Consider the following 20,886-nt stretch of genomic DNA (forward strand, 5'->3'; position numbering starts at 1 on the left):
GCCGGTCCTACTGCACCCGGGCGACGACGAAGATGCGCCGGAACGGGAAGAATGTGCTCCCGTCCGGTCGCCGGGGATACGCCTCGTCGAGGAGCGGGACGAGTTCCTCGCGGAAGCGGTCCCAGTCCGGCGCCGAGAGGGCATCCTTGACCGGTCGGAGCGCGGTGCCGGTGATCCACTCGAGCACCGGGTTCTCCCCGGTCAACTGCTGGACGTACGTGGTCTCCCAGGCGTCGACGGCGCATCCGGCGTCCGCGAGCAGGCCCGCGTACCCGACGGGATCGTCGACGACGTTGTCCGCCCGGAACGGCACGTCCGTCAACCACCGGGACCACCGCTCGGTCCCGGCGAGGTCGCGGACGATCGCGTGCGAGGGCGCGTCGAAGTTGCCGGGGACCTGCACCGCGATCCACGCCCCCGGCGGCAGCTGTGCCGGCCAGCGGCGCAGCAATTCCCGGTGTTCGGGCACCCATTGCAGGGCGGCGTTGGAGACGACGACGTCGGTGTCGGGCTGCGGCGTCCAGTCGCGGACGTCCAGCCGGGCGGCGTCGAGGCCGCGGTCACGCGCGGCCCGGACCATCTCGGGTGAGCTGTCGGACGCCTCCAGGACGGCGTCCGGCCACCGCTGGGCGAGGCTGACGGTCAGGTTTCCCGGGCCGCAGCCGAGGTCGACCACGCGGCGGGGTGACCGCGCGTCGACACGCGTCAGCAACTCGTAGAACGGGCGCCCCCGATGGTCCGCGAAGGCGAGGTACTTGTCCGGATCCCAGATGTCGTCCACGCCTTCAAACAGTACGCCCATACTGTTGGTGTGTGGGGTCAGAGGCCGAGATCCTTCGCGATGATCGTCTTCATGACCTCGCTCGTCCCGCCGTAGATGCGGGACACGCGGGTGTCCGCGTACAGGCGCGCGATGGGGTATTCGAGGATGTAGCCGTACCCGCCGTGCAGTTGCAGGCACTTGTCGATGACCCGGCCCGCAGCCTCGGTGCAGAACAGTTTCGCCTTCGCGGCGTCGGCGACCGTCAGTTCGCCCGCGTCGTGCAGTTCGAGTGCGCGGTCGGCCATCAACTGGATCGCCTCGACCTCGGTGGCGCACTCGGCGAGCACGAACTTGGTGTTCTGGAACGCCGCGACGGGCTTGCCGAACACCTTGCGTTCCTTGACGTACGCGATCGCGTGCTGCAACGCCGCCGCCGCGGTCGCCGACCCGCCGAGCGCGATGGACAGACGTTCCTGCGCGAGGTTGTGGGTGAGGTAGCTGAAACCGGCCCCCTCCTCGCCGAGGCGGTCCGCCACCGGCACCTGCACGTCGGTGAAGGACAGTTCGGCGGTGTCCGACGCCTTCAGGCCGATCTTCTCGATCTTGCGGCCCACCGCGAAACCCTCGGACGCGGTGTCGACGACGAGAATGGTGAGACCGGCCCGGCGGTCCTCGGGAGTGCTGGGCGCGGTTCGGCACACCACGAGGATCCGGTCGGCGAGCGCGCCACCGGTGATGAACGTCTTCGCGCCGTTGAGGACGTAGTGCGACCCGTCCGCCGACAGCTTCGCCGACGTCGCGATGTTCGCGAGGTCGGAACCGGTGCCCGGTTCGGTCATCGCGATCGCGAACATGATGTCACCGGACGCGAATCCGGGGAGCCACCGCTGCTTCTGCTCGTCACTGGCGTACTCGAGCAGGTACGGCAGAATCAGGTTGGTGTGCACGGAATAGCTGCCGAACGTGACGCCGGCGGCCGCCGTCTCCTCGCCGACCACCGCGGCGAACTTGAAACTCTTCTCACCGCCGCCGCCGAACTCCTCCGGCACCTGGATCCCGAGCACGCCGAGCTCGCCGAGACGGCGGTAGAAGTCGCGCGGCGGATGCCCTTCGCCCTCCCAGTCGTGGTGGACGGGCGCGACTTCCTTGGCGATGAAGTCGCGGATCGTCTTCCGGAACGCGTCGTGATCTTCGTTGAACACCGTACGCTGCACGGGTTTTCTCCTTCGGATTACAGTGCGTAACTGCGCAGTACGCCCTTGCTGATGATCATTTTCTGAATCTCGCTGGTGCCCTCGCCGATGAGGAGGAACGGTGCCTCGCGCATCAGGCGCTCGATCTCGTACTCCTTCGAGTACCCGTAGCCGCCGTGGATGCGGAAGCTGGCCTGGGTCACCTCGGAGCAGTACTCGCTGGTGAGGTACTTGGCCATGCCCGCTGCGACGTCGTTGCGTTCCCCGGAGTCCTTCAGGCGGGCCGCGTTCACCATCATCAGATGCGCGGCTTCCACTTTCGTCGCCATCTCGGCGAGGCTGAACGCGACCGCCTGATGCTCCGCGATCGGCTTGCCGAACGTGCTGCGTTGCTGCGCGTATCGAGCGGCGAGCTCGAACGCCCGGATCGCCACTCCGCACGCGCGGGCGGAGACGTTGACCCGGCCGACCTCGACGCCGTCCATCATCTGGGAGAACCCGCGGCCCGGGGTCCCGCCGAGGACGTCGCCGGCGGCCGCGCGGTAGCTGTCGAACACGAGCTCGGTGGTGTCGATGCCCTTGTAGCCCATTTTGTCGATCTTCCCCGGGATGGTGAGTCCGGGGAGGACCTCGCCGAAACCGGCGGGCTTCTCGATCAGGAACGTGGTCAGATTGTCGTGTGGCTTGGCGGCGCCTTCCTCGGTGCGCACCAATGCGGCGACGAGAGTCGAACTGCCGCCGTTGGTGAGCCACATCTTCTGGCCGTTGATCACGTAGTTGCCATCGGCGTTGCGCTTGGCCTTGGTCCGGATCGCGGCGACGTCGGAACCCAGCTCGGGCTCGGACATCGAGAACGCGCCGCGCACCTCGCCGGTCGCCATCCGCGGCAGGTAGTGGTTCTTCTGGGCGTCGGTGCCGTGCTGACGGATCATGTACGCGACGATGAAGTGGGTGTTGATCACACCCGACACGCTCATCCAGCCGCGGGCGAGTTCCTCGACGCACAACGCGTACGTGAGCAGCGATTCGCCCAGCCCGCCGTACTCCTCGGGAATCATCAGCCCGAACAGGCCCATGTCGCGCATCTTGTCGACGATGGCCTGGGGGTAGGTGTCCGAGTGTTCGAGTTCCTGTGCGGCCGGGATGATGTCGCGATCGACGAAAGTGCGAACGGTGTCGACGATCTCGGTCTGGAACTCGGTCAGATCGAGAGTGTGGGCGAGGCGGCTCATGGAATTCAGAATGCCCGATCCACGGGTGCCCTTCCAGAGGTGTTCGGGCTATCGGTCGGATAGCGCAGTCCAATGAACCCGCACCTCGGCGACTCATAGGCAGACGTAGCCGGTGCCTTCGCCGAGTGCGTATTGATCGGGGGCTGCCCGGTCCGTTGAATGGGCCGTGACACTGTGACCCACGCCACCACATTCTTCGAAGGGATCACCACGTGACCCGCTCCACTGCCACCCTCGACCGGGCCGTCGCCATCGGTTCCGAGTCCCGCAGCCGCGCTTGGGGCCTGACCGCGCTCCTCGTGCTGCTCTACGTCGTCAACTACGCCGACAAGGCCGTCCTCGGCATCATCGCCCAGCCCCTCGCCCACGAGCTGGGGCTGAGCGCCTCGCAGATCGGGCTGGTGGGAAGCCTCTTCTTCCTGACCTTCACCGTCGGCGGGTTCTTCGCCGGTGCGCTGAACCGCTGGATGTCGCTGCGATGGGCGCTGCTGCTGCTCGCCATCGCCTGGTCCGTCGCGGTGCTCCCGCTCGTGGTCGTCGCGAGTTTCGCGGTGCTGCTGATCAGCCGTCTGCTGCTCGGGCTCGCGGAAGGCCCGAGTTCCGCTCTGCTGCACACCGCGGCATACTCCTGGCACGCACCTGCCAGGCGCGGGCTTCCGAGCGCCCTGCTCGCCGGCGCCGCGTCGATCGCGAAGATCGCCGTCGCGCCTGCTCTCGCGTTCGTGACCGTCACGTTCGGGTGGCGCTACGCGCTGGTCGCGCTGGCAGCCATCGGAGTCGTGTGGTGCGTCGTCTGGCTGACCGTCTGGAGCGAAGGCCCGTACATCCGCAGCGGCAAGGGCGCCGATTCCGGCGCCGGTGACGCGGGCGAACCGGCGGTGCCGTGGGGTCGCATCTTCCGGACCCGCACGTTCATCAGCGGCGCGCTTCTCGTCATGAGCGTGTACGCGCTGGTCGCCGTGGTTCTGACATGGCTGCCGTCGTACTTCGAGGTGGGCCTCGGGTACAGCCGCCTGCAGGCCGGCTCCATGTTCGCGTTCCCGAGCATCGCCGGGCTGATCCTGATGCTGTTGTCGTCCGTGATCGGCGACCGACTGCTCGCCCGCGGCTCGACGTCCCGCGTGGTCCGCGTCGTCGTCCCCGCTGTCGGGGTGCTGATCTGCGGTGCGATCCTGCTGGCCCTCCCGTCCATCACCGCGCCCGCGGTGGCCGTCCTCGTCGTCTCCGTCGGCTACGGCTTCGCGGCGTCGGTGTTCCCGCTGCTCAACGCAGCGATCTCGGAGATCTGCCCGCCCCGCCAGACCGCCGGCACCCTGGGCGTCTTCCTCGCGGTCATGGCGATCGGCGGTCTCGTCGCCCCGTACGCGACCGGTCTGATCGTCGACGCGGCCGCCTCGCCCGCCGAGGGGTACGCCACCGCGTTCCAGGCCCTCGGACTCGTCGCCGCCGTGTGCGCCGTCGGGGCGCTGCTCTTCGCGAACCCCGAGCGCGACAAGAAGCTGGTGCGGGGCGTCGCCGCGGACATAGGCACGAACTAACGCTGCCATCGGCCGAAAGTCGTTGTGCTGACGACTTCGCCCGTGATTGATTCGAGTCACCCCCTCAGATCGAAGGAACACACCATGCGCGATGCAGTGATCGTCGACGCCGTCCGCACGCCCATCGGGCGGCGTGGCGGTTCCCTGTCCGGAATCCACCCCGCAAATCTGTCGGCGCACGTCCTCGAGGCCCTCGCGGCGCGCACCGGACTCTCCCCGGATCAGGTCGGCGACGTCGTCTGGGGCTGCGTCAGCCAGGTGGGGGAGCAGGCTGGCAATGTCGCCCGCACCGCCGTGCTCGCCGCAGGCTGGCCCGAAACGGTGCCGGGCACCACCCTCACCCGGGCGTGCGGATCGAGCCAGCAGGCCGTGAGCTTCGCCGCCGCCACCGTCATCGCCGGCCACGAGGACATCGTCGTCGCCGGTGGTGTGGAGTCGATGAGCCGGGTTCCCATGGGCAGCGCCAGCACGAACGGCGAACACTTCCCGGCGGCCGTCCTCGACCGGTACGGCGTCGGCGGGTTCAGCCAGGGCACCGGCGCCGAGATGATGGCCGAGAAGTGGGGGCTGTCCCGTCAGGCGCTCGACGAGTACGCGCTGCGATCCCACGCACTCGCGGCCGACGCCGCGGACCGGGGCGCATTCGACGGGCAACTCGCACCGCTCTCCGACGTCCTCGCCGGCGACGAGGGGATCCGCCGCGGCGGCACCCTCGAATCGCTCGGCAAGCTGAAGACCGTCTTCAAGGAGGACGGCGTGATCCACGCCGGCAACTCCTCACAGATCTCCGACGGCGCCGGTGCGCTGCTCGTCACGACGAGCGAGAAGGCCGCCCAACTGGGCCTGACCCCGATGGCCCGCATCCACACGTGCGCCGTCGCCGGCGACGACCCGGTGATCATGCTGACCGGACCCATCGCGGCGACGGAGAAGGCACTGTCCCGCTCGGGACTGAAGATCGACGACATCGGCGCATTCGAGGTGAACGAGGCGTTCGCTCCCGTCCCGATGGCATGGCAGGCGGAGACCGGCGCCGCGAAGGACCGCCTCAATCCGCTCGGCGGCGCCATCGCCGTCGGGCACCCGCTCGGCGGTTCCGGGGCGATCCTCATGACCAGGCTCGTCCACCACATGCGGGACAACGGCATTCGGTACGGACTGCAGACGATGTGTGAGGCGGGTGGCCTCGCCAACGCCACCATTCTCGAACTTCTCTGATCCGGCAACACTTTTCGAAGGGAACACACGCACGATGGAACTCAAGGGAATTTCGACCGCGGTCACCGGCGGCGCGTCCGGTCTCGGACTGGCGACGGCCCGCCGGCTCGTCGACGCGGGCGCTCAGGTCACGCTCATCGACCTGCCGAACTCCGATGGCGAGGCGGCCGCGAAGGAATTGGGCAGCGCCGCCCAGTTCGCCCCCGCCGACGTGACCGATTCCGAGCAGTTCGCGGCCGCACTCGACGTCGCCGACGACCGCGGCGGACTGCGCGGCCTCGTGCACTGCGCAGGCGCCGGACGCCGGATGCGCATCCTCGACTCCGACGGCAAGGCAGGCTCCGTCGAGGACTTCGAGTTCGTGATCCGGCTCAACCTCGTCGGCTCGTTCAACGCCCTGCGGCTCGGGGCGGAGCGGATGGCGCGGCAGGAGGAGATCGACGGCGAGCGCGGCGCGGTCGTGCTGACGGCGTCCGTCGCCGCGTTCGAGGGCCAGATCGGCCAGATCAACTACACCGCATCGAAGGCAGGCATCGTCGGCATGACGGTCACCGCGGCCCGGGACCTCGCCAGCCGTAACATCCGGGTGTGCACCATCGCCCCGGGGATCATGGACACCCCGCTCCTCGCCCGGCTGCGCGACGACGTACGCGCGTCGCTGGAGAAGTCGGTGCCGAACCCGTCGCGTCTGGGCAAGCCGAGCGAGTTCGGGCAGCTCGCCTGCCAGATCCTCGAGAACGGTTACCTCAACGGCGAGACCATCCGCCTGGACGGCGCCATCCGCATGGCACCTCGCTGACGAACTAAGGACCCGACGTGAATTCTGCTGCACCGGCATTGCATTACCCCGAACTGACGTTGGCGGCGTTTCCGCCCGGCATGGCGAACCTGTACGGCGACAAGGCCGCAGTGGTCGACGGCGACACGGTGTGCACCTACCGTGAGCTGGACCAGCGCTCGGCCGCGTTCGCCGCCGCGCTGCGGGATGCGGGGGTGACCGAGCGCGACGTGGTGCTCCTGCACCTCGGCAACTGCATCGAATTCGTGGTGGCCTACTACGGCGCGCTGCGGGCCGGCGCAACCGTCACCCTGGTCAACCCGCTGCAGCCGGGCCCCGGCCTGCGCTCGCAGATCGTCGACACGGGGGCGGTCGCCGCGGTCACCCAGCCCGGGCAATTGGACACCCTCACCGAGGCGGCGAGCGGCACCACCGTGCGCACCATCGTGGTGGCCGGCCTCCCCGTGGGCGTCGGTCGCGGCCAGTTCGGGTTCGACGAGTTCGTCCACGGGTACACCGCCGCACCGTTCGCCCCGAAGGTGTCCGGTGACGACGTCGCCCACCTCGCCTACACCGGCGGCACCACCGGCTTGTCCAAGGGGGTGCGGGTGCTGCACCGCAACGTCCTCGCCAACGTCACCCAGATGATCGCCTGGCGGGCGGGCCACGAGGTGCGGGCCACCGACGACGGCGGACTCGAACTGCGTCCCCTCGAGAGTCTCGGCGACCGCGGGGTGGTGCCCGGCGCCGGCGCGACCGTCGTCGTGTCGCCGCTGTTCCACGCGCACGCGCTGATCAACATGTCGTTCCTGCTGCTGTGCGGGGCGACGCAGGTGTTCGCCGGACGCTTCGAGCCCGGCCGGATGCTGGAGTTGATCGAAACGCACCGCGCCACGTACATCACCGGGAGCCCGGCGATGTGGCACGCGGTCGCCACGCATCCCGACGCCGCGACCCGGGACACCGATTCGGTGCGGGTGGTCTCCTCGGGTGCCGCACCGATCGACCACGTGACGCTCGAGGCGCTGGGCCGGGCGTTCCCGTCGGCGAGCGTGGTCGAGGGGTACGGGCTGACGGAGGGAACCTGCCTGGTCGCCTCCGCACCGCTGACCGGTTCCGTCGCCTACAAACTCGGCAGTGTGGGGTTGCCGGTCTTCGACACCGAGGTGCAGATCCGCGCCCAGGACGATTCCGGTGCCGTACTGGAGGCCGGCGACCGCGGCAAGCTGTGGGTCCGCGGACCGCAGGTCACGGACGGCTACCTGAACCACCCGGAGATCACGGCGCAGCAGTTCGTCGACGGCTGGCTCGACACCGGCGACATCGCCTACCTCGACGAGGACGGGTACCTGTTCATCTGCGACCGCACCAAGGACATGCTGATCTACAAGGGCTACAACGTGTATCCCCGTGAGCTCGAGGAGATCCTCGTCTCGCACCCGGACGTGTCCTCCGCCGCCGTCGTCGGCCGGGAGGCGGGCAGCGTCGGCCAGGAGCCGGTGGCATTCGTGGTGCCGATGCCGGGTGTGACGGTCGACGGGGATGCGGTGTCCGCGTTCGTCGCCGAGCGGGTGCTGCCGTACAAGAAAGTGCGCGACGTCGTGGTGGTCGAGCAGTTGCCGACCTCCGCGGCCGGGAAGATCCTCAAGACGAAACTGCGCGAGCAACTCGCGGCCGCGGCGACGTAGCTCCCGCTGGGTGGACGCAACCCTGTGACGCGCTCCCTCCGTCCCCTACCGTCCTGGTAGCGGGAAGGAGGGAGCGCTGATGGTTGCGGCCGAGCCGATCGTGTACGTCGTCGACGAGATGGTGGTGACGCCCGGTCGGGCGCGCACGTTTCTCGCCGCCTACCTGGAACGCTATGCGCCCGGCGCGCGGGCGCGCGGGCTTACCCTCGACCGCGTGCTCGTCTCCCCGCCGGTGTGGCTGGAGGCCCAGTCCAACACCGTCAGTGTCAGCTGGACCGTGCGCGGCGCTCGCGCCTGGTGGCACCAGAGCCTGCTCGCACGCCACGACGCGGAGGTGCTCCGCTGGTGGGAGGACGCCGACGAGCTTCTCACCACCCGGCGACGCACTGTCTCCTGCGCGCCCGCGGACGTGGAGGTCGCGACCGATGTTTAAGGTGACCACGCTCATTCACCTCGTCGCGGACTCGGACGGCAGCGCCGCTGCGTCGCTGGCAGGCAGGCTGCACGACGTCGCGGCTCCCCGGGCCCGGCGTGTTCTCGTGGCACCGACACTGCCCGGGGGCATCAACGGCGGCGACGTGATCGCGCACCTCCAGTTCGACGACGAATCCGACTGGCGCGCCGCCGAACCCGACATCACCGCACAGCTGTCCGTCCCCGAGATCGGGCACGTCGACAGCGTCGCCTACACGGGCGTGCCCGCGCCCGCCCCACGCGCTCTCGTACCGGCCGTGTACCGGACGCTCCTCGTCTCGGTCGAAGATTCGGCCGACCCGGCAGCGGTGCAGCAGTTCGAATCCGAGACGCGGGCCATGCCGGACTACATCCGCACCGTCGGGACGTCACAGCTGAGCCGCGTGCACGAGTCGGCCGGCGCCGCGCGGTGGACCCACGTCTGGGAGCAGGAGTACGCCGACCTCGACGGACTGTCCGGGCCGTACATGACGCACCCCTACCACTGGGCGCACATCGATCGGTGGTTCGACCCCGAACGCGGGTCGCGGATCGTCACCCGGCTGTGCCACAGCTTCTGCGCGATCGACGGTGCGATCATCTAGCGGTTCCTACGACGGTTGCGGCACCTGCCATTCCCCGCTGAATGCGGGCGGACGCTTTTCCACGAAGGCGCGCAATGCGGCGGGTGCGTCGGTCGCGAAGTTGACCGCCTGCGAACGGGCCTCGTTCTCGAGTGCGTCCCGCAGCGACGACGTGGTGCCGTCCTCGATCAGTCGCGCCGACTGCATGACGGCCACGGTCGGCGATCGCGTGAGGCCGGCGGCGAACCGGGCGACCGTGGCGTCCAGTTCTTCCGGTTCGACGAGTTCGCTGACGAGTCCCAGCGCGTCCGCCTGCTCGGCGTCGAGCATCTCGGCGAGCATGACCAAGCGTTTCGCGCGGTGCAGTCCCACCATGCGCGGCAGGAGCCAGGAGCCGCCGAAATCCACCGACAGGCCGCGTTTGGCGAAGATCTGGCTGAACTGTGCGTCGCGGGAGGCGATGAGCAGATCGCACAGCAGTGCCAGGTTCCAGCCGGCTCCGACGGCGTAGCCGCGCACCTTCGCAATCAGCGGTTTGGGGAATTCCGCGACCGCGAGCGCTGTCGCGTTGATCCGCCGCATCCGGTCCAGTGGGTGCATCGGGGCGCGTTTGTCGAGGTCCGCGCCGGTGCAGAAGTCGCTGCCCGCGCCGGTGAGGACCACGACGCGGGTGGCGTCGTCGAGGGCGAGTTCGCCGAGCGCCTCGCGCAACGCGATCCACGAGTCGAGGGTCAGCGCGTTACGCCGTGCGGGCCGGTTCAGTGTGATCGTCGCAACCGCGCCGTCCCGGCCGACCAGGATGTCGGATTCGGCGGCTGCGGGTCCTGCTGTGGAGGGGAGGGATTCGATGCTCATGCGCGGCTCCAGACGTGGGCGCGGTTCTCGGCGACGCCCGGGGTGGCCGGCGCCGTGCCGCTCCCCGTCAGTCGATCACCGGAGGCGCCCCGTCGCAAAGTCGTTCTGGGACACGCAGGATGAGGTGAAACCTATGGGCTGTGTTCAGGTCTTCGAGGTGTGCGCCCGCACCAGTTCGACGAACGCGTGCCCGACAGGGGAGAGCATGTCGGGGTCGAACGCGATCCCGAAGGTGCGGGCGATCGTCGGCTCCGCCCGGCGGACCACGGCGCGATCCCGGGCCGCGTCCGCGATCGACCGTTCCAGCAGGGTCCCGCCGATCCCGGCGAGTACCAGGGGAAGTCGCGCCTCGCGGTGATCGGACAGCGCCGCGAGGTGCGGTCGTGCCCCGGCGTGGCGGATCGATTCCTCGATCTCGTCCGCGACGGAGTGGCCGCGGGGAACGAACACCATCGGGACGTCGGGGAGGTCGGCGAGCGGAACCGGGCCCTCCGGCAGGTCGGTGCCCGGAGGGTACACGAGCCAGTACTCCTGTTCGCCGAGTTCGAGGACGTCCAGCCGGGCGTCGTCGAGCGGGAGGTGGGCCACCACGAATTCGCAGTGCCCGTCCTCGATCAGCGAGCCGGCCTGGGCCTCGTCTTTCAATTCGCCCAAGCGCACCAGCACGTTCGGGTGGGTTCGCCGGAATTCGGTGACGAGGTCGACGAGGGGACCGATCGCCAGCGCCGGAAACGCCATGACGTCGAGCCGGCCGGACAGTGCCCCGTCGGAGGTGGCGAGGAGGTCTTCGACGGCGGTGACGTCGCGCAGGATCTGCCTGCTCGGCCCGACCAAGCTGCGGCCTGCGGCGCTGAGCACCATGCCGCGGCCGATGCGGTGGAACAGTTGCACGCCCAGTTCCCGCTCGAGCCCGCGCAGTGCCTGCGAGATGGTGGGTTGTGCGACGCCGAGTGACGCGGCGGCACCGTTGATGCCTTCGTGTTCCACGACGGCGAGGAAGTACTCGACCTGACGCAACTCCATGTGGTCAGTTCCCCTCTCGAGTGCCAGTGGCCTGGGTGGCCTGCGCGATCGAGACGAACGCCGAGGCCGCCGGCGATCCCGGGCCGGACCGCTGGACGAGTCCGACGGGGCGGGTCAGTTTCGGCGTCATCGACCGGATCGCGACCCCGCGCAATTGTTCCTCCGCGACCAGGCGGGGCAGGACGGTGGCCCCCGCGCCGCGCATCACCAGTTCCCACGTCGCGCCCGGGTGGGTGCAGTCGACGACCACGTTCGCGGGATCACCCACGAGATCCGTGATCAGGCCCGCGTCGCTCTTGTCCCCGAGATCCTGGATCAGGGGAATGTCCCGGACCGCCGAGCGGGGCACCGGATCCGGGAGGGTGTCGGCGAGGGCGTCTGGCAGGGCCAGTACCAGTTCCTGATCACCGATGGGGACCGAGTGCAGTGCACTGTGGTCGACGGACAGGTCGATCACCCCGAGTTCGGCCTCGCCGCGGCGCAGGGCACCGAGGACCCCGGTGGGGCCGTCGGCGTCGATGACGCGGACCGTCACCCGGGGGTACTGCTCACGGAACCGGCGCACCAGGTCGACGATCGGATCGATCGAGAACGCCGCGTACGTGACGACGTCGACGCGGCCGGACACGAGTTCGCGCACCGCAGCGACCTTGGCCTTGGCCCGCTCGACGTCGGCGAGGATGCGCCGGGCGGCGACGTCGAGCGTGCGGCCGTCCTCGGTCAGTTCGAGACGCCGCCCGGTGCGGTCGAACAGGGTGACACCGAGGCGGCGTTCGAGGGTGCGGATCGCCTGCGAAAGGGACGGTTGCGAGATGTAGAGGGACTGCGCGGCCCTGGTGATCCCGCCGTGATCGACTACCGCGACGAAGTAGGTGACGAGATGCAGGTCCACGCCGTCATCGTACGGAAGCTGTGACGCGGGCTGTGCCGGTCATGCGGCTATCGGCCACGCCACACCGGCGGGCGCTTCTCCGCGAACGCACGCGCACCCTCCTGGGCGTCCTCGGAGGCGAACACCGGATCGAGGAAGCGCCGTTGCCCGGCGAACGCGTCGGGGTCGGTGTAGGCGGCCGTCATCGCGAGTACCTGCTTGGTGGCCCGGACTGCGAGGGGACCGTTGGCGGCGACCCGGGCCGCCAGGTCGCGGGCGGCGGCGAGGGCCTGCCCGGGCTCGGTGAGCCGGTTGACGAGTCCGTGTGCGTGCGCGACCTCGGCGGTGAGGGGATCGCCGGTGATCGCCATCTCCATCGCGATCGGATAGGGCAGCACCTTCGGGAGCCGCAGCAGACCGCCGGCGGCCGCGGCGAGGCCCCGCTTGACCTCGGGGATGCCGAACTTGGCGTCGCGGGCCGCGACGATCAGGTCGGCCGACAGCGCCAACTCGCAGCCGCCGGCGAGCGCCCACCCTTCGACGGCGGCGATCAGCGGTTTCGTCGGCGGGGCCTCGGTGAGTCCGCCGAACCCGCGGCCGGGCAGCGACGGCCGTTCCCCGCGGCTGAACGCCTTCAGATCCATGCCCGCGCAGAACGTTCCCCCGGCGCCGGTGAGGATCGCGATCGTCAGGTCGGGCCGCGCCTCGAATTCGTCGATCGCGGCGGCGAGTGCCTTCGCGACCTCCAGGTCGACGGCGTTCTTCGCCTCCGGGCGGTTCAGGGTGATGACGGCGACGCCGTCGGCGAATTCGGTGAGAACCACACTCATGGGGTGTCTTCCTTACGGGAGGTGGGGGTCCAGCGTTCGGGGTGGCCGCCGAGCGAGCGGATGCTTCCGCGGTCGGCGAGAACGAGCAGGTGGGCGTGGGTTTCGCGGACGGCGAGGCGCAGCAGGCGGTCGGACATGGTGTCGAACGGACGCGACCACGAAATGTGTTGCGAGATCTCCCACGCCGTCGATTCGGGGCGCACGCTCAGAGCGGCGACGATCTCGGTGAAGCGTTCCTCGTGATGCCCCATCAGCTGCCGGGCACGGTCGGCGATCCCCCGGAACCGGTACTCGTGCGCGGGCAGCACCTCGCCGTCGGGCATCGTGGTGGTGGCGTGCAGCGACAGCAGGTACCGGTGCAGCGGATTCTCCAATTCGCCCGGGACCGTGGAGATGTTGGGACTGATGCGCGGGAGCATGTGGTCGCCGCTGAACATGAGACCGTGGGTGTCGTCGACGAACGTCAGATGACCGGGCGTGTGCCCCGGAGTCCAGACCGCCCGCAGATCCCAGCCGGGCAGGTCCAGGGGAGTGCCGTCGCCGAGCACGACGTCCACGGATTCGCCGGGCCCCAGCCGGACGAGGTCGACGCGCGCGGCGGCGAGGATGCCGGTGGGTGCCCCCAACTGGGCGAGTTGGGTGTTCCACGTGTGTTCGTCGGCTGCGGTGTCCGCCGGCGAATGGTGGCAGAGCAGTGCGGCGTCCGCGCCGTGCATCGCGAGCGCGGCGCCGCTGACCTCCCGCAGTCGGGGTGCGAGACCGAAATGGTCGGGATGCAGGTGGGTGACGGCGGCGTACCGGACGTCGGTGACGTGGTGCCCGGTCTGCGCGATCCCGTCGACGAGCGCCCGCCACGACTCCTCGGAATCCCAGCCGACGTCGATCAGCGCGAGACCGTCGGGTATCGCGAGCGCGTAGATCAGGACGTACCGCAACGGGTTTCGTGGCATCGGCACCGGGATCGACCACAATCCGGGGCGCACCTGTTCGACGGGTGGGAGCACGCCTCGGGCCCAGGCCTCGCGCTGGACGGTGCCGACGTCTTCGGTGACGATCACGACGGCACCTCCGTGTCGCGGAGTCCTTCGCGCAGGGCGCGTTTGAGGACCTTGCCGCTCGCGCCCCGCGGAAGTTCGGCGACGTAGACGATCTCGCGCGGCTTCTTGTACGACGCGAGACGGTCGGCGGCGAATGCGATCAGATCCTGCTCGTCCGGTGCGTCCGACGGATCGACGAGCCGGACGGCCGCCGTCACGGATTCGCCCCAGGTCCGGTGCGGCACACCGACCACCGCGACCTCGGCCACCGCCGGGTGCTCGGCGAGCACCGTTTCGACCTCGGTCGGGTACACGTTCTCGCCGCCGGTGATGATCATGTCCTTCACCCGGTCGGTGACGAACAGATAACCCTCCGCGTCGATGTGCCCGGCGTCGCCGGTGCGCAGGAAACCGTCGTGGGTGAGCAGCTTCGCCGTCTCGTCCGGCCGTTTCCAGTAGCCCGCGACGTTGTTGCGTGAGCGGCACACGATTTCCCCGGATTCGCCCACCGGGAGCCGGGCGCCGGTCACCACGTCCCGGATCTCGACCTCGACGCCGGGCATGGGCCTGCCTGCGGATCGCAGCAGATGAGCGCGGTCCCCGGACGGGTCGTGGTCCCGGGCGGCGAGGGCGGTGACCGAGCCCGTCGTCTCCGTCATGCCGTAGCGCTGCACGAATCCGCAGCCGAGGCGATCGATCGCCCGCCGGAGCAGCGTGGTGGTGATTGGCGCCGAACCGTACGCGACCAGCTCGAGGCTCGACACGTCGTAGCGCTCGAGGTCGGGCACGTCGAGGAGCATCTGGATGGTCGAGGGAACCAGGAACGCGTGGGTGATCCGATGCCGTTCGATCAGTTCGGCGACCTGCCGCGCGTCGAACGCGCCGAGCAGCACCACGTGAACGCCCGCGGACAGGCAGGTGCTCAGCCAGCCGGCGCCCGCGATGTGGAACAGCGGCAAGGCGTCGAGTGCCACCGAGTCGGTTTTCCAGTGGTAGATCAGCAGGCCGTCGGGTTCGTTGTGCAGGTTGCGATGCGTCGCGACCACACCTTTCGGACGCCCGGTCGTGCCCGAGGTGTAGAGCTGCAGCACCTCGGCGGCGGGGTCGTCCCCGAGCCCCGGGTCGGTGGCGGTGCCGGACGTGACCAGCCGGTCCCACGTCCAGGCGCCGGGCGGGAGGGCGTCGCCGTCGACCGCATCGACCACCACCACGATCAGCCGCGGGAGTGCGTCGCGGACGGTGTCGGCGGTGGAAGCGAATTCGGATTCGACGATCAGCACCTCGAGCCCGGCGTCGACCGCGACCGCGGCGGCCTCGGCGGCGGGGAGACGCCAGTTCAGCGGGACGAACACGAGCCCCGACTTGGCGGCGGCCACGAACGTCTCGACGCCTTCGGTGCGCATCCGGAGCAGTGCACCGACCCGGCCTCCCCGGGATGTCAACGCCGACAGCGCTGTTGCGATCCGGTTCGTCCGCCAGTCGAGCTCCGCGTACGTCAGTGTGGTGTCACCGCACGTCACCGCGGGTGCTCCGGGCCGTTCCGCGGCATGGTGCCGTACGCGCTGGGGAAGATGCAGACCGCTCACATCAGGCTCCTCGATGAGTCGTCGACGCCGCCGGGGGACCGGGTGACGTGTGGTGCCAGTCGACCACCGGTGTGAGTGCGGAAACAAAGTCACAGAGCCGAACGGACAGTGAGGAATCGCCTATGGATGCCCGGCCGGACCGCCTCGCGGCGTTTGTAGACTGGCGTGATGGCCGCCACCCCCGCCCTGAACCCCGAGGACGTTCGGCGTGCGGCGGCGGCACTGCACACCCCCGACATCGACGGCTGGGCCAACCGGTTCGAACTGTTGTCGGACGGTAACCGCCTCCGCCTGCTGCTGTGCCTGCACCACGCCCCCGACATCTGCGTCGGCGACCTGGCGGCGGCCCTCGACATGACCGGGACCGCGGTCTCGCACGCGCTGCGGTTGCTCCGCAACCAGGGGTGGGTGTCGGCGACGCGGGACGGCCGTTCGATGCGGTACCGGCTCGCCGACGACACCGTGCACGAACTGCTGCACACCATCGGTGCCACGCACTATCACAATCACACGGGAGCCGAAGAGGAAAGGTGAATCCTGGCATGGAGAACGACCCCGGACTGCTGCCGCTCGACGGCATCACCGTCGTGGCACTCGAGCAGGCCGTGGCCGCTCCGCTCGCCACCCGCCATCTCGCGGACATGGGCGCGCGGGTCATCAAGATCGAACGCGTCGGCGAGGGCGACTTCGCCCGCAACTACGACGACGCGGTGTTCGGGCAAGCCTCGCATTTCGTGTGGCTGAACCGGTCGAAGGAATCGATCGGCGTCGACCTGAAGTCCGAGGTCGGGCGGGACACCGTCGCGCAGTTGATCGACAAGGCCGACGTCTTCATCCAGAATCTCGCCCCCGACGCCGCCGACCGTCTCGGGTTCGGCGCCGACGCACTGCGCGCCGCGCATCCGGAACTGATCGTCGTGAACATGTCGGGTTACGGGTCGGCCGGGCCGCGGCGCGAACGCAAGGCGTACGACATGCTGGTCCAGGCGGAGACGGGGATGATCTCGGTGACCGGCACCCCGGACACCGCGACCAAGACGGGTGTCCCGGTCTCGGACATCGCGGCGGGAATGTATGCGATGACGTCCGTCCTCGGTGCCCTGTTCCGGCGGCAGCGCACCGGCGTGGGAGCGCGGATCGACGTGTCGATGTTCGACGCGACCGCCGAATGGCTGGGCCATCCGATGTACATGAAGATGTACGCCGACAAGCAGATCCCGCGCGTCGGGCTCGGTCATGCGGCGATCGTCCCGTACGACTCGTATCCCACCCTGGACGGTCAGATCCTCATCGGCGTCCAGAACGACCGCGGCTGGCGGCAATTGGTAACGGACGTGTTCACGCGCCCCGACCTCGCCGACCATCCCCGGTTCGCGACCAACATGCTGCGGGTGCAGCACCGGGCGGAGGTGGACGCCCTGGTGGCCGAGGAGACGCAACGGTTCACGAGCGCCGCTCTCGACCAGGCGCTCGCGGACGCCGGGATCCCGGCGGCGGAACTCAACGACCTCGGCGGGCTGATCGAGCACCCGCAACTCGATCAGCGCGACCGCTGGCGTGACGTCGGCACCGAGGCCGGGCCGATCCGGGCGATGCTGCCGCCGATGACGTTCTCCGACGTGGAGTTGCGGATGGGGGACGTACCCGCACTCGGCGCGCACACCGATCTGATCCTCGGTGAGCTGGGCTGGTCGGCGGAGGACATCGCGCACCGGCGCGCGGAGGGTGTCGTCGGCTGAGGTCCGATGCTCAGTGCCGAGCGTGGACCCGGTCGTAGGCGGCCCGCTCTTCGTCGTGCCTGCGGCGGACCTTCGGGTTCTCGAGGTCCGGCGGCAGTCCGTGGCGTTCGAGGCGCCGGGACCGGTTCTGTGCCATGTAGGCGACGCTGTAGAACAGGGCGAGGAAGACACCGAGCAGCACCATCGCACCCCGCAGCCACACCGGACCTGGGAACAGGAAGAATGCCGCGAACACCGGCAGGAAGGGCACCATGCTGCGGACGAGATGTCGCGGCACGGCCCAGTCGCCGATCAGGTCGTTCTTCACCCACTCCCGCATCGAGTCGGGGAGCTTGCGGCCGAACGAATAGCCCACCCACTGGATCGGGCCGGGCCGCGTGCGGGGGCGTCGTTCGATTCTGGTCATTCGTCGGGCCTTCCCAGTGCTCCCGCCTGCACGGCGGCGGCGTTGATGTGCGTGAGCACCCTGTGTAATTCCATGAGTTCGGAGAGTTCGACGCCCAGCGCTGCGACGACGGCGGGCGGCACCTTCTCGGCCTGTGAGCGCAGGGCCTTGCCCGTGTCGGTCAGTTCGACGACCAGTTGCCGTTCGTCGTCGCGGCTGCGAGTGCGGGTGAGGAGCCCGGAGGTCTCGAGGCGTTTGAGGAGCGGCGACAGCGTCGGCGAATCGAGTTGCAGGGCGGCCCCGATCTCCTTGACCGACATGGGGGAGGTGCCCCACAGGGCCAGCATCACCAGATACTGCGGATGGGTGAGGCCCATGGGTTCGAGGAGTGGCCGGTAGACGCTCAGTACCGCGCGGTTGGCGACGGCGAGGGCGAAGCACACCTGCCGGTCGAGCGCGAGGGGATCTTCGATGTCCGTGGTCACGGCACCAGACTAGCAGAATAGTTAATGCACTAACTAGTCATGCACGAATTGATCGTGGGCGAACACGCCGCAGCCCCGGCCCGAGTGAGGCCGGGGCTGCAGCCCGCTCTTCGCTCAGGGTGTAGCGAAGAACTGCTCTACGGCAGGCTGGGCATTGGGGTTGCCCACGCCGATGCCGATGACGGCACCGGCGATGGTGCCGACCACGGCGCCGACGATGCAGCCTGCGATGAAGTTGGGGAAGATCGACACGCACCCGATGGCCATGCCCACGTTGGAACCGATCGCCATGCCCTGCAGGCCCGCGTTGTTCCAGCCGGTGTTGATCTCGTTGGTCATGTTGTCGAACGCATCCTGCTTGGTCTCGTTCTCCGGGAAGAACTGCTCCGCCACCTGGCTGCTACCGCCATCGGCGGCCGGGGTCATGAGCGGCTGCGACCAGTCGATTCCCTGCGGTGCCGGATCGGCGTACGCCGTTCCCGCCCCGACAGCCATCGCGGACACGACGAATATGGACAATGCCAGAGTTCTCAAGAGTTTCATGGAAATTCCCACCATGTCGTAGGACGAACACGGTCCCCACCTGAGTGCACCGAACATCGTTGTGCGTGGACCATATTCGCTGGAAAACCGGAACGGCTACATGCATATGTGGGTGCGCGGTGATGCTCCCCGTGTGCGAACTAACCCATAGTCCTCCCGGAATCGTCGCTCGAGGTCGAAACGGAAGCCCCGCTACAGGGTTCCGAGGAATTCGTATACCGCCGGTGTCGCAGCGGGGTTCGCGTTGCTGATACCGGTGACGGCGCCGATCGCTGCGCCGACCGCGGCACCGGGGAGACATCCGCCGAGGATGAGGAAGATGCACCCGGCGACGAATCCGATGCCTGCGCCGATCGCGGTCGCGGTCCCGCCGCCGTTCACCCAGCCGATCTCGAGCTGCGTCATCATGTTGGCGTACGCGGAATCCCTGTCGACCGGGGTGAGGGCGAGTGTTCCCGCGACCGGGGTCGTCGTGGGTGTCAGGCTCAGGAACCGGCCGCCGTCGGTGACGAGCGGATCGATCGCGAACTGCACGCCGGCGATCGAGTACCGCAGTGGGATCGTGGCCACCGTGGTTCCGGAATCGTTGGAGATGTCGACCGCGGCGGCCGTCCTCGACAGGGTGAAATATCCCGCGTCGAGTGCGGTACCGACCGATCGGCCGTCGGCACCGAGGCTGGTGTGCGAGATGACGGCCTGGTCGGCGGGAGTGGGGGCGGCGTACGCGGTACCCATTCCGACACACAGGGTGGCGATCAGCAGCGCTGCCGGCGCTGTCACTCTATGCAGTTTCATGGTGTTTCCCATGCGTAGTAGCGGATGACAAACGACAAATCTGGTTCGACCTGGCGCTTCACAGTTGCCCCGACCGGCGAAAGCGTCCGTAACCTGCCTACTGCAGACATCTTCCCCCTTCGGACGCCCCAGTTTTCGGCCTTTCCGCAAAATACGTACGTATCGGGGTGCCGGTGCGAGGATTACACCGTCAGCCGGTAGAACCGGAAGAACCCGAAATCCTCGATCGGCAGGACGTCCATGGAGCCGAAACCGGCGGACTCCGCGTAGCCGCGCAATGTGCTCGGGCGCATGACCGTTCCGGTGCCCACACTCGGAGAGTGGTTCATGCCGTCGGGCAGGCACACGGTGAGACTGAACCCGTACATCAGTCGCTCGACGTCGCTTCCCGGCGCGGAGAATTCGTCGTCGACGGCCTCGTCCATCACGATCATCGCGCCGCCGGGGGCCAGCGCCCTGCGGACCGCCGACAGCACCTCGACCGGGGCGGGCATGTCGTGGATGCACTCGAACGCGAAGGCCGCGGTGCAACTGCCCTCGGGGATTCCCGCGGCATCCGATTCGGTGATCGTGATCCGACCGGCGACATCCGGCTGCTCTCGCACGTTGGACCTCGCGAGTTCGACGGTCGCGGTGTCGATGTCGTAGCCGTGGAGCGTGGCGTCCGGGTAGGCGCGCGCGAGTGCGATCGTGGACCAGGCGCCGCCGCATCCGACGTCGGCGATGGTGGCGCCGGGCGTCCGGAGCAGTGCGTCCACCTCGGGGACCGATGCCAGCGCGCCGGGAAGAACCTGCTCGTACCACGGTCGATTCATATCGGCTTGCGACTCACGGGCATCCGCGCCGTACTGGGACCACCCCACCCCGCCGCCGGTGCGATACGCCTCGAGCAGCGCGGGCATCTGCGTGGTCGCGGCGACGAAGATCCGCGCGAGCGGTGCCAGATAGTTGAGACTCTGCTCGTCCGTGAGTACTTCGGCGGCGCCGGCCGGGAGCGTGAACTTCGGCGGGTCCGCGGCGTCCGCCGTGAGAAGTCCCGACACGGCCTGCTGCTCGAGCCACTCGCGCGCGTACCGCGGATGCGTGGAGGTGCGTTCCGCCAGCTCGTCCGCAGTCGCCGGGCCCTCCGACGCGAGACTGCGGTACCAGCCGAGGCGGTCTCCCAGATGGACGGCCAGCAGGTCGATGGCCCCGAGCGACGCGTCGAAGATGCGCTGGGAGACCGCTGCGGCGTCGGCTTCGGGTGTGGACATCGCTGACCTCCGGTCGGAGTGCGGGCGAAGCTTCGTC

22 protein-coding genes are annotated in these 20,886 nt (G+C 69.0%); 8 read left to right on the forward strand and 14 right to left on the reverse strand.

The genetic code is table 11. The annotated features are described in order from the left end of the window. Nucleotides 1-7: 7 nt before the first annotated feature. Genes ACFU5V_RS29365 through ACFU5V_RS29375 form a run of 3 tightly spaced genes read right to left on the reverse strand, consistent with a single transcriptional unit; the run spans nt 8 to nt 3,188 of the window. Nucleotides 8-772, reverse strand: coding sequence for a trans-aconitate 2-methyltransferase (locus tag ACFU5V_RS29365; protein ID WP_378435478.1), 765 nt, complete (start codon nt 770-772; stop codon nt 8-10). Nucleotides 773-819: 47 nt separating this feature from the next. Beyond that, entirely contained in the window at nt 820-1,977 is a 1,158-nt protein-coding gene (locus ACFU5V_RS29370) for an acyl-CoA dehydrogenase family protein (RefSeq protein WP_219459362.1), read from the reverse strand. Between the two features lie 17 nt (nt 1,978-1,994). Next, nucleotides 1,995-3,188: an acyl-CoA dehydrogenase family protein gene (locus tag ACFU5V_RS29375; RefSeq protein WP_378435461.1), complete on the reverse strand. Its 1,194-nt coding sequence runs from the start codon at nt 3,186-3,188 to the stop codon at nt 1,995-1,997. Between the two features lie 212 nt (nt 3,189-3,400). Here ACFU5V_RS29375 and ACFU5V_RS29380 point away from each other — a divergent pair, with 212 nt between their 5' ends. From ACFU5V_RS29380 to ACFU5V_RS29405, 6 genes are all read left to right on the forward strand, one after another. Further along, nucleotides 3,401-4,726: an MFS transporter gene (locus ACFU5V_RS29380; protein ID WP_378703392.1), complete on the forward strand. Its 1,326-nt coding sequence runs from the start codon at nt 3,401-3,403 to the stop codon at nt 4,724-4,726. An 84-nt stretch (nt 4,727-4,810) separates the two neighbouring features. Then, nucleotides 4,811-5,944, forward strand: a complete 1,134-nt coding sequence (locus ACFU5V_RS29385) for a thiolase family protein (RefSeq protein ID WP_378435457.1) — start codon at nt 4,811-4,813, stop codon at nt 5,942-5,944. Nucleotides 5,945-5,978: 34 nt separating this feature from the next. Beyond that, a complete protein-coding gene (locus ACFU5V_RS29390; RefSeq protein WP_206013239.1) occupies nt 5,979-6,743 on the forward strand; it encodes an SDR family NAD(P)-dependent oxidoreductase in 765 nt (254 codons plus the stop codon). A 17-nt stretch (nt 6,744-6,760) separates the two neighbouring features. Continuing rightward, the gene (locus ACFU5V_RS29395; protein WP_378703393.1) at nt 6,761-8,410 is read left to right on the forward strand and encodes a class I adenylate-forming enzyme family protein; all 1,650 of its coding nucleotides are present in this window, start codon (nt 6,761-6,763) and stop codon (nt 8,408-8,410) included. Between the two features lie 79 nt (nt 8,411-8,489). After that, entirely contained in the window at nt 8,490-8,843 is a 354-nt protein-coding gene (locus tag ACFU5V_RS29400; protein WP_378703394.1) for a hypothetical protein, read from the forward strand. Beyond that, complete coding sequence (locus ACFU5V_RS29405; RefSeq protein WP_378703395.1) at nt 8,836-9,468, forward strand: Dabb family protein; 633 nt, start codon at nt 8,836-8,838, stop codon at nt 9,466-9,468. The genes ACFU5V_RS29400 and ACFU5V_RS29405 overlap by 8 nt, the downstream gene beginning before the upstream one ends. A 6-nt stretch (nt 9,469-9,474) precedes the next feature. Here ACFU5V_RS29405 and ACFU5V_RS29410 read toward each other — a convergent pair whose 3' ends face one another. The 6 genes from ACFU5V_RS29410 to ACFU5V_RS29435 all read right to left on the reverse strand — a co-directional run bounded on the left by ACFU5V_RS29410 (nt 9,475) and on the right by ACFU5V_RS29435 (nt 15,649). Continuing rightward, nucleotides 9,475-10,302, reverse strand: coding sequence for an enoyl-CoA hydratase/isomerase family protein (locus tag ACFU5V_RS29410; RefSeq protein ID WP_378703396.1), 828 nt, complete (start codon nt 10,300-10,302; stop codon nt 9,475-9,477). Between the two features lie 144 nt (nt 10,303-10,446). Continuing rightward, nucleotides 10,447-11,325 carry a LysR family transcriptional regulator gene (locus ACFU5V_RS29415; RefSeq protein WP_378435446.1) on the reverse strand — a complete coding sequence of 293 codons (879 nt, stop codon included), beginning with the start codon at nt 11,323-11,325 and terminating at the stop codon, nt 10,447-10,449. Nucleotides 11,326-11,329: 4 nt separating this feature from the next. Further along, nucleotides 11,330-12,217, reverse strand: a complete 888-nt coding sequence (locus ACFU5V_RS29420) for a LysR family transcriptional regulator (protein ID WP_378703397.1) — start codon at nt 12,215-12,217, stop codon at nt 11,330-11,332. Nucleotides 12,218-12,264: 47 nt separating this feature from the next. Then, nucleotides 12,265-13,026, reverse strand: a complete 762-nt coding sequence (locus ACFU5V_RS29425; RefSeq protein WP_378703398.1) for a crotonase/enoyl-CoA hydratase family protein — start codon at nt 13,024-13,026, stop codon at nt 12,265-12,267. Continuing rightward, the gene (locus ACFU5V_RS29430; RefSeq protein ID WP_378703399.1) at nt 13,023-14,084 is read right to left on the reverse strand and encodes an MBL fold metallo-hydrolase; all 1,062 of its coding nucleotides are present in this window, start codon (nt 14,082-14,084) and stop codon (nt 13,023-13,025) included. The genes ACFU5V_RS29425 and ACFU5V_RS29430 overlap by 4 nt, the downstream gene beginning before the upstream one ends. Then, nucleotides 14,081-15,649: a long-chain-fatty-acid--CoA ligase gene (locus ACFU5V_RS29435; protein ID WP_378703400.1), complete on the reverse strand. Its 1,569-nt coding sequence runs from the start codon at nt 15,647-15,649 to the stop codon at nt 14,081-14,083. Before ACFU5V_RS29435 ends, ACFU5V_RS29430 begins: the two co-directional genes overlap by 4 nt. Nucleotides 15,650-15,817: 168 nt before the next feature. Between ACFU5V_RS29435 and ACFU5V_RS29440 the strand changes: the two genes are divergently transcribed. Both ACFU5V_RS29440 and ACFU5V_RS29445 read left to right on the forward strand, forming a co-directional pair. After that, nucleotides 15,818-16,183, forward strand: coding sequence for an ArsR/SmtB family transcription factor (locus tag ACFU5V_RS29440; RefSeq protein ID WP_378430286.1), 366 nt, complete (start codon nt 15,818-15,820; stop codon nt 16,181-16,183). Nucleotides 16,184-16,191: 8 nt separating this feature from the next. Then, nucleotides 16,192-17,388, forward strand: a complete 1,197-nt coding sequence (locus ACFU5V_RS29445; protein WP_378703401.1) for a CaiB/BaiF CoA transferase family protein — start codon at nt 16,192-16,194, stop codon at nt 17,386-17,388. Between the two features lie 10 nt (nt 17,389-17,398). Here the strand turns inward: ACFU5V_RS29445 and ACFU5V_RS29450 are convergent, their stop codons facing one another. From ACFU5V_RS29450 to ACFU5V_RS29470, 5 genes are all read right to left on the reverse strand, one after another. Then, a complete protein-coding gene (locus tag ACFU5V_RS29450) occupies nt 17,399-17,794 on the reverse strand; it encodes a DUF5313 family protein (protein WP_378430284.1) in 396 nt (131 codons plus the stop codon). Beyond that, nucleotides 17,791-18,258, reverse strand: coding sequence for a MarR family winged helix-turn-helix transcriptional regulator (locus ACFU5V_RS29455; protein ID WP_378430283.1), 468 nt, complete (start codon nt 18,256-18,258; stop codon nt 17,791-17,793). The genes ACFU5V_RS29450 and ACFU5V_RS29455 overlap by 4 nt, the downstream gene beginning before the upstream one ends. Before the next feature lie 114 nt (nt 18,259-18,372). After that, entirely contained in the window at nt 18,373-18,801 is a 429-nt protein-coding gene (locus ACFU5V_RS29460) for a hypothetical protein (protein WP_378430282.1), read from the reverse strand. A gap of 192 nt (nt 18,802-18,993) precedes the next feature. Then, nucleotides 18,994-19,596, reverse strand: coding sequence for a hypothetical protein (locus ACFU5V_RS29465; protein WP_378430281.1), 603 nt, complete (start codon nt 19,594-19,596; stop codon nt 18,994-18,996). 182 nt (nt 19,597-19,778) lie between these two features. Beyond that, the gene (locus ACFU5V_RS29470; protein WP_378703402.1) at nt 19,779-20,849 is read right to left on the reverse strand and encodes a class I SAM-dependent methyltransferase; all 1,071 of its coding nucleotides are present in this window, start codon (nt 20,847-20,849) and stop codon (nt 19,779-19,781) included. Between the last annotated feature and the right edge of the window lie 37 nt (nt 20,850-20,886).

The organism is Rhodococcus sp. NPDC057529, from assembly GCF_042802055.1.
Classification (GTDB): domain Bacteria; phylum Actinomycetota; class Actinomycetes; order Mycobacteriales; family Mycobacteriaceae; genus Rhodococcus_F.